The sequence below is a fragment of the Streptomyces sp. NBC_00252 genome, assembly GCF_036187565.1.
Classification (GTDB): Bacteria; Actinomycetota; Actinomycetes; order Streptomycetales; family Streptomycetaceae; genus Streptomyces.
Window position 1 is genome coordinate 2,671,327 of the sequence record NZ_CP108087.1, and the last position, 12,992, is coordinate 2,684,318.

Below are 12,992 nucleotides of genomic sequence, written 5' to 3' on the forward strand. Positions count from 1 at the left end.
GGGCGATCCGCTGCGTCAGTGCTTTCCGCCGTGCGAACCACCGTCGGTGTCGCCCGAGTTGATGTTGGAGTCGTGGATGGCGCCGAGGACGCCGTTCTGCGTGCCGACCACGCTCTTGAGGTTGGCGAGGGTGCCGTCACCGACGCCGACGATCGCCTCGGACAGGGAGGAGCCGGTCGTGATGGCGCCCTCGCGCTGCTCCTTCTCCTGCGGCAGCATCTGCTTGGCGTAGCTGTCGTCGTGTCCGGGCCACCGGGAGGTGGCGGAGACGTCGGTGATGAACTCGCTGATCATCTCGTTGGCCAGCCTGCTGATCTGCTCGATCTGCCGGGTGCCGGCGATGAGCGCCGCCGGGCTGGCGGAGTAGGCGTTTCCCATCGTGTTCTCAGTCCTCCGGGTCTTCGCTGATCTCGTCGCGGAGCCGGCCGGCCCCGCGCCGTCGGCCGCCCTTGGGGCCCTCCAGTACACCGGGCCCGAAGATCTTGTTCCAGTCGATGTCGAAGCCGGTGATCTCGGGTGCCTCGGGGTTGGCCTTGGTGAAGGGCTCGAAGGTGGCCATGACGTGCCGGGCCATCCGCGCCCGGGCCTCCTGGACCGCCTCCAGCACGCTCGCGGCGAGCTGACCGGCGGGCATGGTGCGGTACTTGTCGTCCAGGAAGGTCAGCGCGCGCAGGTCGCCCTGGGCGGAGACGGTCACCTCGACCGCGCGGTCCGCCGAGCGCACCGTGCTCTCGGCGTGGGCGAGTTCGCCCTCCGCGCGGGCCACGGCGGCCTCGGTGGCCTCGAGTTCGGCGACCGCCTTGGCCAGCCGCTGCTCGATCGACTCGCTGCTGTTCACTCCATGCCTCCCCAACGGCCGTGGTTCCGGCCGCCGTTCACCGTTCGTACGCGTTCCGTCATCGGCCGATCACCGCCGGGGCGCCGCCCTCGTCCGTGCCCCAGACGTCCTCGTCCTCGGTGAGCCAGGCCTCGCGGGCGCGGTCGCCGCTCTCGGTGGAGCGGCCGTTCTGGCCGGCGCCGTTGCCGCCGGGGCCGCCCACCGGGTAGGGGGCGCTGGACGTGGTGGGCCGGGTGTACACGACGTCCTCGTCCTCGTCCACGGAGGCCGCCCGGGTGCCCCGGCCGCGCCGGGTGGTGCCGTTGGACGGGTCGGTGAGGACGGCGCGGGTGCGTTCGCTGGTGCCGCCGCCCTGTCCGCCGCCGCCTCCCATGCCTCCCATGCCGCCGCCCATGCCGCCCATGCCGCCGCCCATCCCCATCGGGTTGAGCGGGGTGCCACTGGATGCCTGTGCCGGGCTGGCGGCGTTGAGCGCGCTGCCGTCGAGGGCGTCGGAGCGGAGCGCGCCGCCGGTGTAGGGGGTGCTGTCGTAGTCGTCGTAGCCGCTGTCGAGACCCGAATCGAGGCCGCCGCCGGTGGTGTTGAGGCCGCCGCCGTTGAGGCTGCTGGTGTCGAGACCGCCGCCGCTGTTCAGGCCGCTGGTGTCGAGGCTGCTGCCGTTGTTGTTCAGGCCGCTCGTGTCGATGCCGCTGGTGTCGATGCCGTTGCCGTTGAGGCCGCTGGTGTCGATCGAGGACGAGGGGAGCCGGCTGCCGTCGATGTCGGTGGTGGTCGTGTGGCCCGACGGGTCGGTGGTGGTGAGCTGGCCGGTGTCCGGGTTGAGGGTCTGGGTGGAGCCGTCCGGGAACTTGGTGGTCAGCGTGCCGTCGTTGTTCAGCGTGGTGGTCGAGCCGTCCGGGTTGGTGAAGGTGTCACCCGGGTCGAGGTGCGAGGTGGTGACGTGGCCGGAGGGGTCGGTGACCTGGATCTGACCGGTGTCCGGGTTGAGGGTCTCGGTGGAGCCGTCCGGGAACTTCGTGGTCAGCGTGCCGTCGTCGTTGAGCTGGGCCGTCGAGCCGTCCGGGGTGGTGAAGGAGCCGTCGGTCGGGTTGAGCGTCGACGTGCTGACGGTGCCGTCCGGGTTGGTGGTGGTGACCTGGCCGGTGTCCGGGTTGAGGGTCTGGCTCGTGCCGTCCGGGAACTTCGTGGTGAGCGTGCCGTCGTCGTTGAGCGTGGTCGTCGAGCCGTCCGGGTTGGTGATGGTGGTGCCCGGGTTGAGCTGGGAGACCGAGGTGGTGCCGTCCGGATTCGTGGTGGTGACCAGGCCGGTCGAGGGGTCGATGGTCTGGGTCGAACCGTCCGGGAACGTCGTGGTGAGGCTGCCGTCGCCGTTGAGCTGGGTCTCGCCCCCGGTCGGGGAGTTCAGCGTGGTCGAGCCGTTCTTGGTGGGGTCGTTGTTCGTCAGGAGCGGATTGAGGCCGCCGCCGTTCAGGAGGGAGTTGGCGAGCTGGGTCGGGTCGTTGCCGTTGTTGTTCAGCAGGTCGCCGTTGTTGAGGTCGTCGAGGCCGTTGCCGACGTTGTTCAGGCTGTTGCCGAGGTCGTCGTTCAGGTTGTTGAGGCTGTTGTTCAGCCCGTCACCGATGTTGTTGAGGTCGTCGTTCAGGTTGTCGTTGAGGTTGTTGAAGTTGTCCCCGAGGTTGTTCAGGTTGTCGTTGAGACCGTCGTTGAGGTTGTTGAGGTTGTCGCCCAGGTTGTTGAGGTTGTCGTTCAGGTTGTCATTGAGGTTGTTGAAGTTGTCGCCGAGGTTGTTGAGGTTGTCGTCGAGGTTGTTCAGGTTCTCGTTGAGCTTGTCGTTGTTGTCCTTCGCCTCCTGCTCGGCGATCTCGTTCTCCTCCTTCTGGAGGACCTCGGAGAGCGTCTCGTTGTTCTTGTTCGTGACCTCTTGGTCGAAGGCGTCCTGGACGTCGGCCCAGGCGTTCTTCACCGCGCTGAGCGCGTCGATCGACGGCTGCTTGAGCTTGGCGTCCGCGTGGTCGGACCAGCTCTTGACGGCGGCGTCGGCGACCTTCTGCCAGGTGGTGTGCTGGGTGAGGTCGCCGTACTCGGGCACCGACTGCTTGAAGTTGGCGTCGGTCGAGTAGGAGGTGTAGGTGCCGCCGCCGTACTGGCTGTACGTGGAGTGCTGCGACGACAGCACGTGGTTGATGTTGTTGTTGATGACCCACTGACTGATGTCGTCGAGGATCTTCTTCACGTGGTAGTGCGGGTCGTGCTGGCCGTCCGACGCCCAGTCGGTCCAGGCGGCCTGGAGTGAGGTGATCGCGTCCTTCAGGGCCGTCTGCGCGGCGGCCAGGGCGTCGCTCAGCTTCGACTTGGGGACGTAACCGCCGAGGGTGGTGTTGGTCGGCGTGTAGTCGCTGCCGCCCAACTGCGAGACGTAGCCGTTGTAGTTGGTCTTCAGCTCGTCCAGCAGATGCCAGAAGAGGCTGGCGGCCTTGCCCTTCCAGGAGGCCTGGTCCTCGCCGAGCGAGGTCATCCACTTGTCCACGATGTCCGAGTGGTCCTTGAAGAACTGCACCACCCGGTCGAAGGACTGCCCGGTGTTCTCGAAGGAGAGCATGTCGACGGCGTTGTCGTCGATGACCGACAGCCCGCTGTAGGAGAAGCCCTGCGTCGAGTACGGCGACGCCAGCAGGTGGTCGAGGACCAGCTTGCTGCCGGAGATGTACTGCGCCATCGGCCCCGAGTCCCACTGGACATGCGAGTACGAGCCCTCGAACGCGCCGCCGCCGGTGACCTCGCCGCCGCTCCACAGCGTGGCCCGGCCGTTCTCGTCGACCGTGACGCCGATCATCACGATGCGGGCCTTCTTCATCTTCACGCTGTTGTGCGCGCCGTCCCCGCCGGCGTCGTAGAAGGCCAGGTCGTAGTCCTCGCCCTTGTTGACCTGCCAGCCGCCGATCGCCGAGTAGTCGGCCGCGGTCACCGACCTCATGTCGATGCCCTGGATGTCCATCCGGAACAGCTTGAGGTTGCCGAAGTCGTCGTTGCTCGAACTGCTCAGCTTGTCGAACAGGGTGGACCGGGCCGGGAGCGTGTAGCCGGTGAAGTCGGTGACGGCCTGTGCGAAGTAGTCGTCCGGGTCGTAGTTGGCGGTCCCGGAGGTGGTGCTTTCGGCCATGGGGCGGAACTCCCCTGCTGGGAATGTGGGGGCGGGGACAGGGTGCGCAATGGGAGGGGCGCGGCCCGGGGAGATGTGAGCCGGGCGCGCGCCGGGCTCAGGTGGTCTTGGAGTCGCTGCCGCTCATGTCGCCGTCGACGGTGTCGAAGATGTCCAGCAGCTTCTCGCCGTCGATCGAGTCGAGGCTGTCGCCCTGGGTCTTCAGCAGGGTGGTGATCGTCTCGTCCAGGGCGTCGTCGATGTCGTCGAAGAGCGTCTTCTGGCCGGTGAGGATCTTGTCCAGGGCGGTCGCCTGCGTCTTGAGGGATTCCACGAGCGTGGAGCCGCCGACCGGGTCCTTGCTGTCGCCGCCGTTCATCAGGCCGATCCGGAGGATCTTGGCGAGGCCCGCGGCCGAGCCCTCACCGGTCTCCGCGACGAGGTTCTTCAGGGACCGGACACCCGCGTTGTCCTTGCGGATGGCCACCAGATCGCTGATGAAGTCGGCGACGTCGGTGTTCTTGAAGTTCTTCAGCGCGGTCGAGTCGAGGTGGGTCAGGTCTGCCATGGGTGCCTCCGCGGGCGGAACGCGCCGACCCTGGCGTACGGCGCGGCGACGGAACGGGAAGGAGCCTGGACCGCACCGACCACGAAGGGGGCAGGTCGGTGCGGTGGGAGCCGGCCGGATCAGCGGCCGATGGTGACCTCGGACCACATCTGGCTCAGCGAGTTCTCGCTGTACTTGTAGCTGTTCGAGATCTCGTTGAGGAGCTGCGAATGCGAGGTGAGCAGCGTCTCCATGTTCTGCACCGCGCCGTCCCATGCCGCCTGCTTCTGGCGGTAGGTGTCGGCGTCGTTGCCGTACCAGGTCTTGGAGAGCTCGCTGAGCTCCGCCTCAAGGTTGGACAGCGTCTGCGCGATCGCCTTGGTCTGCGCCACCATGTCGTCCGCGGCGTTCGACATGTGGTTGTAGCTGACGTAGATGACACCGTCGGACAGGTTGTCTGCCACAGCTTGCCTCTCTTACGCGATGGGTCTTGCGCGATGTGGGGATCGGACGTGACCGCTAGGTCAGCCGGCGAGCTGGTCGAAGGCCGACTGCGCCGCGTTGTACGCCTGGTTGATGGAGTCGTTCGAGGAACCCTGGGTCTTGTTGTGTTCCACGAGGCTCTGGTTCAGCCGGTCGATGACGTCCTCGAGGTTCTTGAGGATGACGTTGCACTGGCCGTCCCACTGCGCGAGGAGCTGGCCGTACTGGCCGCCGTCGCTGCCCTGGTAGCCGCTGCCCAGGGTGGAACGGGTGCTGTCGACGTCCTGACGGATCTTCACGATGCCGCTGAAGGCGCTCTCCAGGGCCTGGATTCCGTTCCGGGTCGAACCTTCGCTTGACTGCTGGCCATCTCCAGCCATCGTCCCACCTTTCATAAGTCGATCTACAGTACGAGCACAAGTGAGCCTAGGTTGACGGAAGTTACGCTGGCAACGAACTGAGGAAGATCTGAGGTTGCCTACCACTTCCGTCCAAAGCCTTTTACCGGTAGGCAACTTGACCGGAACACGCTGTTCCGCAGACGTCGGTTCTGACCCTGATCCACTTTGGCGTGAACACGATCTCCATCGGCGCGTTTTCGTCAGTTCGAGGCACCGGACGCGCTCCCCGAGCCGCTTGCCGAAGCGCTCCCCTTGCCCGCCGGGACGCTCCCGGCGATCGCCGGAAGCCTCGCGCCGATGGCTCCGCCGGGGCCCGCGCCGGTCCCGGATCCGGCGCCGGTGCCGCACTGCGCCGACGCTCCGCCCAGCGCCCCTGGCGCCGTGCCCGAGTCCGACGAGGCCGCCTGGGCGCTGAGTTCGGGGCCGGTCGGCAGCATGGACAGCAGCGTGGACGGCACCTTCACGGCTGTGGCCCCGCCGTAGCCGAGGGCGGCCAGCGCGTTCGAGTCCGGGATGCGGTACTTCACGCCGTCGTCGCCGATCAGGAACGTGGTGTCGCCGACCGTGCCGCCGGCCGCGCCCAACGCCCGTACCAGCGCGCCGTGTCCGGGCCGTGCCACCACCCGGTCCACGGTCACACAGGCCGCGGTCAGCGCCGTCGGGTCGGCCTGGGCCGCCGGGAACAGCGCGGACTCCGCGACCCGTACCGACGTCACCCGCACCTGTCCGTCGGCCGGGTCGACCTGGGCGCACACCGACTCGCCGGCGGGCAGGGACAGCGCGCTCGGCGGGGTGTCCGGCAGCCCGGCGACCGACGGGTCGGTGCCCGCCGAGCCCGGTGCCTGGTGGGCGCGCAGGTCGGACACGTCGATGGTGGCGACATTGGGCGCCCCGCCGTCGTAGGCCTTCTTGCGGGTGTCCGGATCGCCCAGCAGCAGGGCGGACTGGGTGTCCGTGACCGGGTGCAGGCCGTCCTTCTGGAGGAGGTACTCCTGATTTCCGGAGCCCGCCACGACACGGAACACCTGGCCGATGCGGGTGGCCCGGCCGCCGAGTTCGGGTCCCGCCGTGCCTCGGCCGTCGACCTTCGGGGTGGCGAGGTCGGGGCCGGTCACCAGGGCGTCCAGGAAGGCGGCGGACACCGGGCGGGGGGTCACCGGCGCGTAGCCGAGGGACTCCGCCGCGCCCGAGGCCTCGTCCAGCTCCAGGCGGCTGCCCTGCCACACCAGATAGGTGTGTTTGTCAGGGCCCTTGACGACCAGCGCCGACTTCGCGCCGACGGAGTCCGTCTCGACCGGGGCGCCCGGCACGAGGGTCGTCTGCACGCCGGAGCCCGTCGAGCAGACCTCCCACGGCGAGCTCTCCAGGTCGCTGGTGCCCGGTACGGAGTCGGGGGCGCCGGTGATGCCGACCGGGCGGCCGACCGGGGTGCCCGCCAGCGACTTCGAGCCGACCGACGTGGTCTTCAGGTCGGCGCCGCCGATCAGCACGGCCGAGGCGTAGTTGCGCACCGGGCGCAGCCTGCCGTCGGCATACAGGTAGCGGGCGCCGGTGTCCTTGTTGACGATCAGGGTGTCGCCGCTGCGCCAGGCGTCGTTGCCGCCGGGCCTGAGCAGCCCGAAGACCAGCGCGCCCGCGCTGAACAGGATGCCGACGATCACGCCGACCAGCGCGCCCCGGCTGGTACGGCCCAGCGGGCTCTCCGGGGCGTCCGGGTCGGCGAGCAGCATGCCCGAGGTCAGGCGGCCCATCATGAACGTGTGCGCTTGCACCTGGTCGCGCTTCGACCGCACGCTTTCCTCCTGCTCGGTCGTTCAGGTTCTGGTCGGGTCGGCCCTGGCGGGCGGTCAGCCGAAGAGGCCGCGGAGGGTGCCGAAGACGCCCAGCAGCCACAGGGTCAGCGGCAGCAGCGCGATCGCCAGCAGCGAGTGCAGGATCTCCGCCGCGCGCCCCCAGTACGGGACCAGACGCCGTCCCGGTACGGTCCACACCGCGACCGTGAGCGCCGCCGCCACCGCGAGCAGGCCCGCGACGAGCAGGGTCCGCTCGGTGCCGGACAGCCGCAGGCCCCAGCCGAACGCGAGCAGCAGCAGACCCCACGCGCCGGGCAGCACCAGCACCAGCCGCTGCGCGGTGTTCACCAGGCCCCGGCCGTGCAGGAGCAGCAGCAGCGACAGGACCAGCGCGACCAGCAGCGCGGGGAGGCTCGGGCGGCGGGCCAGCGCCACCAGACAGGCCGAGGAGAGCACGCCGGTCGCGCCGTACAGGGCGGTCATCCACTCGCCGGCCAGCTCGGTGCGCACGGCGACGTCGTTGCCCCGGTAGGGCTCGATGCCCTCCTGGAGCTGCTCGGCGTTGGTGGGCAGCGCGGGCATGCGCATCCCGGCGAACTTGAACGACAGCGCCGGCACCAGACCGCCGAGCAGCACCGTGAGCGCCGCGACCACACCGGCGGCGGCCGCCACACGCACGTCGAAGACCGTCATCAGGACCCCGCCGACCGCTGTGGCCAACGCCACAAGCGCCGAGGCGAGGAAGAGCGGGGTGCGGGCCGCGGAGGCCGCGAGGGCGAGGACCGCGCCGCCCGCCCAGGCCGCCGCCGCCCCCAACAGCCGTGCCCCGAGCACCTGGTGGGCCTGCGGTCCGCTCAGCTCACCGCCCGGCACCAGCCAGCCCGCGAGCGCGAGCGCCGGAGACGCGAGCAGCCCCAGGATCACACCGGTCGCCGGGTCGTCGACGGCCCGGCTGGCGGAGGCGGCACCGGCCAGCAGCAGCAGGCCGGTTCCCACGGCGGTGGCCGCGCGCAGTGACGCCGGGGCGTCCGGCAGGGCCAGCAGGACCAGGCCGGTGAGGACCGCCACGGCGAGCAGTCCGCGCAGCAGCCGACGGGCCGCCTCGGGGCTCCAGCCGTGCAGCCGGTCCCGGGTGACCGCGGCGATGCCGTCGACCAGGTCGTCGAGGCGTACCTCGGGCAACGCCTCGGTGCGCGGCCGGAGATGGAGCGCCTCGCCGTCGGTCAGCCCGAGGGAGGCGAGGGTCGCCTCCTCGTCGAGGGGCCGGCCGCCGAGGCGCTGGAGGACCCAGCCGTCGTGTTCGAGACCGGTCTCCTCGGCCTCCTCCCCCGCGTACCGCAGCACCGTGGGCAGCAGGTCGGCGACCGGCACGTCGGACGGCACGGCGAGGTCGATGGTGCGGGCCGGGGCACGCACGGTCAGGTGGCACAGTCCGGTCACGGAAGTGTCGGTCATACCGGGGCTCACGTCTCCTGGACATCGAAACGGGGGCACGCGGCGCGGCGTGCGGGGGTGGGGGGAACGGGGTGCGTGTGAAGCGGGGGGTGACATGGACGTACGGAGTTGACGGGGTGCACACTACTGACACTCCCCGAGACGCGTGTCAACGGGAGTCCCCACGAACGGTGTTGACAGCGTCTTCCACCGTGCCAGTGCCGAGGCCGGTTCCGGTGCACGCCCCCACGTGCCGCCGCGGTGCGCGAAGTCCGTTAGGAGCCCCAAGCGTTGAGCGTGGTCCTGTTCCGTCGCCCTGCCCGCCGTCGCGGACCCGACATGCCGGCCGGCGAGTTGGTCCTCCAGGAACCGCCGACCCTCATGGAGACCGTCCCGGACACGTCCGCGGTGTGGACGTATCTGCCGATGGCCATGATGTCGGTCTCGATGATGATGCTGTTCCTGCGGTCGGGCGGCCAGTCCAGCGGCGTCTTCATGTACATCGCGCTCGGCATGATGGTGATGGCCGCCGGTGCGATGATGGTCGGCCAGGTCATGCGGAAGGCCGGGGACCGCAAGCAGCGGCTGCGCGGTGAACGCCGAGACTATCTGCGGTACTTGGCGCAGAGTCGCCGTACGGTGCAGCGGGCCGTGGTGGAGCAGCAGCTCGCCCTGGCCTGGCGGCATCCCGAGCCACGGGTGCTGCGGGCCATGGTGCGCACCACCCGGCTGTGGGAGCGCCGGGTCAAGGACGAGGACTTCGGCGAGGTGCGGATAGCCGTCGGCGACCAGCAGCTCGCGATGCGGCTGACGCCCGTGTCCAGCAAGCCCGTTGAGGACCTGGAGCCGCTGTGCGCGCATGCCCTGCGCCGCTTCATCCGTGCCTACAGCACCGTGCCGGGTCAGCCGATCGCGCTGTATCTGCGGTCCTGGTCACGGGTGTTGGTGCACGGCGACCACGACGCCTCGCGCGGGATGCTGCGCGCCGCGCTGGCCCAACTCGCCCTGTTCCACCCGCCGGAGGAGCTGTGGATCGCGGTCTGCGCCGGTGACGAGGTGCGGGCCGAGTGGGAGTGGGTGAAGTGGCTGCCGCACAACCAGCACCCCCAGGAGACCGACGGCGCCGGTCCGTTGCGTATGGTGGCCTCCGCGTTCACCGACCTGGAGGACCAGCTCGGCAGCGAGTTCTCGGAGCGGCCCGCGTTCGACCCGGACGCCGTGCCCGGCCGTGACGAGCCGCTCGTGGTCGTCATCGTGGACGGCGCGGCCATCCCGGCAGGGCACCGCTTCGACGGCCCCGGCTACCGCAACGCCGTCGTCCTCGACCTCTCCGACAGCCTCACCTGGCGCCCCGGCCGCTCCACCCTGCGTCTCGACGTCGCCCCGCACGCGGTCTCCCTGGTGCGCACCGACCGCAGCCGCAAGGAGCAGTCCACGGTGCTCGGCCGCCCCGACCGGGTGGGTCCGGTCGCCGCCGAGTCGCTGGCCCGGCTGATCGCGCCGTACCGGATGAGCCTCTCCTCCGACGCGGTCGAACCGCTCTCGAACGACACCGAGTTGACGACCCTGCTCGGCATCGCCGACCTGCACCGGCTCGACCCCGACACGATCTGGCGGCGGCACACCGGCTCCGCCCGGCTGCGCGTCCCGGTCGCCGTCGGCGCGGACGGGCGGCCGGTCGAGCTGGACATCAAGGAGTCCGCGCAGGGCGGCATGGGCCCGCACGGCATGCTGATCGGCGCGACCGGTTCCGGCAAGTCGGAGCTGCTGCGCACCCTGGTCCTCGGTCTCGCGCTCACGAACTCTTCCGAAACACTCAACTTCGTCCTGGTGGACTTCAAGGGCGGCGCGACCTTCCTCGGTCTCGACGAACTCCCGCACACCTCCGCCGTCATCACCAACCTCGCCGACGAAGCCGCCCTCGTGGAGCGCATGCAGGACGCGCTGCACGGTGAACTCATCCGCCGCCAGGAGCTGTTGAGGTCCGCAGGCAACTACACCTCGGCCCTGGAGTACGAGCGGGCGCGGGCCGGCGGTGCCGCTCTCGCCCCGCTGCCCAGCCTCTTCGTCGTCGTCGACGAGTTCAGCGAACTCCTCGCCTCGCACCGGGAGTTCATGGAGCTGTTCGTGATGATCGGCCGCCTCGGCCGGTCGCTCGGCGTGCATCTGCTGCTCGCCTCGCAGCGCCTGGACGAGGGCAGGATGCACCAGCTGGAGTCGCACCTCTCGTACCGGATCGGTCTGCGCACCTTCTCCGCGATGGAGTCCCGGGGTGTCCTCGGTGTCCCCGACGCGTACGAACTGCCCTCGCAGCCCGGCAGCGGCTACCTCAAGTCCGGTATCGAGGCGCTCACCCGGTTCCGCGCCGCCTACGTCTCCGGCCCGTACCGCAGGCGCGGCGGAGCGGTCGCGCAGGCCCGGGTCGCCACGCAGGTGGTGCCCTGGTCGACCGGGTACATCGTGCCGCGCGCTCCCGCCCCGGCCGCGATCGTGCCGGAGCCCGAGGCGGAGGAGAGCGCCGAGAGCCTGCTCGCGGTGGCCCTTGACCGGCTGCGCGACTCCGGGCCGCCCGCCCACCGGGTGTGGCTGCCGCCGCTGGACACCGCGTCCCCGCTGGACGTGCTGCTCGGCGGTCTCACCGAGGACCCCGACCGGGGTCTCACGGCGTCCCGCTGGGCCGGTGCCGGGAAGCTGCGGGTGCCGGTCGGCCTCGTCGACAAGCCCTTCGACCAGCGGCGCGACCCGCTCGTGGTGGATCTCGCCGCGGCCGGTGGCCATGTCGCCGTCGCGGGCGGTTCGCAGAGCGGCAAGTCCACGGTCCTGCGCAGCCTCATCATGGCGCTGGCGCTCACCCACACCCCGCGCGAAGTGCAGTTCTACTGCCTGGACTTCGGCGGCGGCACGCTCTCCCAGCTGACCGGCCTGCCGCACGTCGGCGGGGTCGCGGCCCGCCTCGACACCGAGCGGATCAGCCGTACGGTCGCCGAGGTCACCGCCGTCCTCACCCAGCGCGAGCAGTTCTTCCTCGACAACGGCATCGACTCGATGTCCACCTACCGGCGCCGCCGGGCCGCCGGGGAGTTCCCCGACGAACCGCACGGCGACATCTTCCTGGTGATCGACGGCTGGTCGGCGGTCCGGCAGAACTTCGACCAGTTCATCCCGACGTTCAACCAGATCGCCACCAGCGGTCTCAACTACGGCATCCACCTGATCGTCGCGACCGCCCGCTGGCTGGAACTCACCGCCCCGGTGCGCGACCAGTCCGCGACCCGGCTCGAACTCCGGCTCGGCGACACGATGGACTCCGTCGTGGACATCCGCAAGGCGAGCGCGGTACCGCAGATCCCGGGCCGCGGTCTGACCGTCGAGACGAAGCTCCACTTCCTGTCGGCGCTGCCGCGCGGTGACGGCTCCACCGACCCGGAGACGCTCAGCGAGGGCGTCGCCGACCTGGTCGACCGGATCGCCTCCGCCTGGCACGGGCCGCGCGCCCCGCAGGTCCGGATGCTGCCGCACCGGCTGCCCGCCACCGAACTCCCCGAGCCCGAACTCGGCGACGGCGTCAGCCTCAAGATCGCGCTCGGCCAGGACGAGGAGACCCTCGGCACGGTCTGGCACGACTTCTCCCGCACCCCGCACCTGGTGGCCGTCGGCGACACGGAGAGCGGCAAGACCAACCTCCTGCGGCTGGTCGCGGACTCGGTCGTCGCCCGCTACTCCCCCGCCGAGGCCCGGATCCTGGTCGTCGACTACCGTCGCGGCCTGGTCGACGCGGTCCCCGAGGAGTACCGCCTCGGCCACGCGGTGGCCCTGGAGGCCCTGAAGCAACTGGTGGGCGGCTCGGCAAAGGCCCTGCGCACCCGCGTACCCGGCCAGGAGATCACCCCGGCCCGCATGCGCCAGGCCGACTGGTGGACGGGCCCGCGCCTGTTCGTCCTGGTCGACGACTACGACATGGTCGGCGGCGGCACGGTCATGGACCACCCCTTCGCCCCGCTCTTCGAACACCTCGCCCTGGGCCACGAGTTGGGCCTCCACGTAGTCGTGGCCCGCTCCGCCACCGGCGCCGGCCGCGGTCTCAACGACCAGCTCCTGCGCCGCCTGGACGAGGTCAACACCCCGGGAGTCCTGATGTCCTGCTCCCCGTCCGAGGGCTATGTCTTCGGCAACGTGAAGCCCCGGGTCCTCCCGCCGGGCCGAGCCCTCCACATCGTCCGCCGCAAGCCGTCCCTCATCCAGACGGCACTGGCGGCGCCGGGCGCGGAGGAGTGAGCGACCGGTAGTGAACGGAACGGCCCCGGGCGACTGTTCGTCACCCGGGGCCGTTCCGTTTCACGCTGTATGCGGTGCCTAC

Annotated in this window: 9 protein-coding genes; 1 reads left to right on the forward strand and 8 read right to left on the reverse strand. The window is 70.3% G+C overall.

Annotated features, from left to right (window positions below):
- Positions 1-15 precede the first annotated feature (15 nt).
- The 8 genes from OHT77_RS11360 to eccD all read right to left on the reverse strand — a co-directional run bounded on the left by OHT77_RS11360 (position 16) and on the right by eccD (position 8,656).
- The gene (locus OHT77_RS11360) at positions 16-378 is read right to left on the reverse strand and encodes a hypothetical protein (protein ID WP_328828132.1); all 363 of its coding nucleotides are present in this window, start codon (positions 376-378) and stop codon (positions 16-18) included.
- A gap of 7 nt (positions 379-385) precedes the next feature.
- The gene (locus tag OHT77_RS11365) at positions 386-838 is read right to left on the reverse strand and encodes a YbaB/EbfC family nucleoid-associated protein (RefSeq protein ID WP_328828133.1); all 453 of its coding nucleotides are present in this window, start codon (positions 836-838) and stop codon (positions 386-388) included.
- Positions 839-896: 58 nt separating this feature from the next.
- The gene (locus OHT77_RS11370; RefSeq protein ID WP_328828134.1) at positions 897-3,998 is read right to left on the reverse strand and encodes an AAWKG family protein; all 3,102 of its coding nucleotides are present in this window, start codon (positions 3,996-3,998) and stop codon (positions 897-899) included.
- Between the two features lie 97 nt (positions 3,999-4,095).
- Entirely contained in the window at positions 4,096-4,545 is a 450-nt protein-coding gene (locus OHT77_RS11375) for a type VII secretion system-associated protein (RefSeq protein ID WP_328828136.1), read from the reverse strand.
- Positions 4,546-4,664: 119 nt separating this feature from the next.
- Positions 4,665-4,988: a WXG100 family type VII secretion target gene (locus OHT77_RS11380; RefSeq protein WP_133027746.1), complete on the reverse strand. Its 324-nt coding sequence runs from the start codon at positions 4,986-4,988 to the stop codon at positions 4,665-4,667.
- 60 nt (positions 4,989-5,048) lie between these two features.
- Positions 5,049-5,387, reverse strand: a complete 339-nt coding sequence (locus tag OHT77_RS11385; protein ID WP_033285066.1) for a hypothetical protein — start codon at positions 5,385-5,387, stop codon at positions 5,049-5,051.
- Between the two features lie 221 nt (positions 5,388-5,608).
- Complete coding sequence (eccB, locus tag OHT77_RS11390) at positions 5,609-7,201, reverse strand: type VII secretion protein EccB (RefSeq protein WP_328828138.1); 1,593 nt, start codon at positions 7,199-7,201, stop codon at positions 5,609-5,611.
- A 54-nt stretch (positions 7,202-7,255) separates the two neighbouring features.
- The gene (gene eccD, locus OHT77_RS11395; RefSeq protein WP_328828140.1) at positions 7,256-8,656 is read right to left on the reverse strand and encodes a type VII secretion integral membrane protein EccD; all 1,401 of its coding nucleotides are present in this window, start codon (positions 8,654-8,656) and stop codon (positions 7,256-7,258) included.
- 318 nt (positions 8,657-8,974) lie between these two features.
- Between eccD and eccCa the strand changes: the two genes are divergently transcribed.
- The gene (gene eccCa / locus OHT77_RS11400; protein ID WP_328834213.1) at positions 8,975-12,910 is read left to right on the forward strand and encodes a type VII secretion protein EccCa; all 3,936 of its coding nucleotides are present in this window, start codon (positions 8,975-8,977) and stop codon (positions 12,908-12,910) included.
- Positions 12,911-12,992: the final 82 nt, after the last annotated feature.

Bases quoted from the DNA above. Each gene is read 5' to 3' on its own strand.
- OHT77_RS11360 (WP_328828132.1), bottom strand. From the start codon at position 378: ATGGGAAACGCCTACTCCGCCAGCCCGGCGGCGCTCATCGCCGGCACC.
- OHT77_RS11370 (WP_328828134.1), bottom strand. From the start codon at position 3,998: ATGGCCGAAAGCACCACCTCCGGGACCGCCAACTACGACCCGGACGAC.
- OHT77_RS11375 (WP_328828136.1), bottom strand. From the start codon at position 4,545: ATGGCAGACCTGACCCACCTCGACTCGACCGCGCTGAAGAACTTCAAG.
- OHT77_RS11385 (WP_033285066.1), bottom strand. From the start codon at position 5,387: ATGGCTGGAGATGGCCAGCAGTCAAGCGAAGGTTCGACCCGGAACGGA.
- eccD (WP_328828140.1), bottom strand. From the start codon at position 8,656: ATGACCGACACTTCCGTGACCGGACTGTGCCACCTGACCGTGCGTGCC.
- eccCa (WP_328834213.1), top strand. From the start codon at position 8,975: ATGCCGGCCGGCGAGTTGGTCCTCCAGGAACCGCCGACCCTCATGGAG.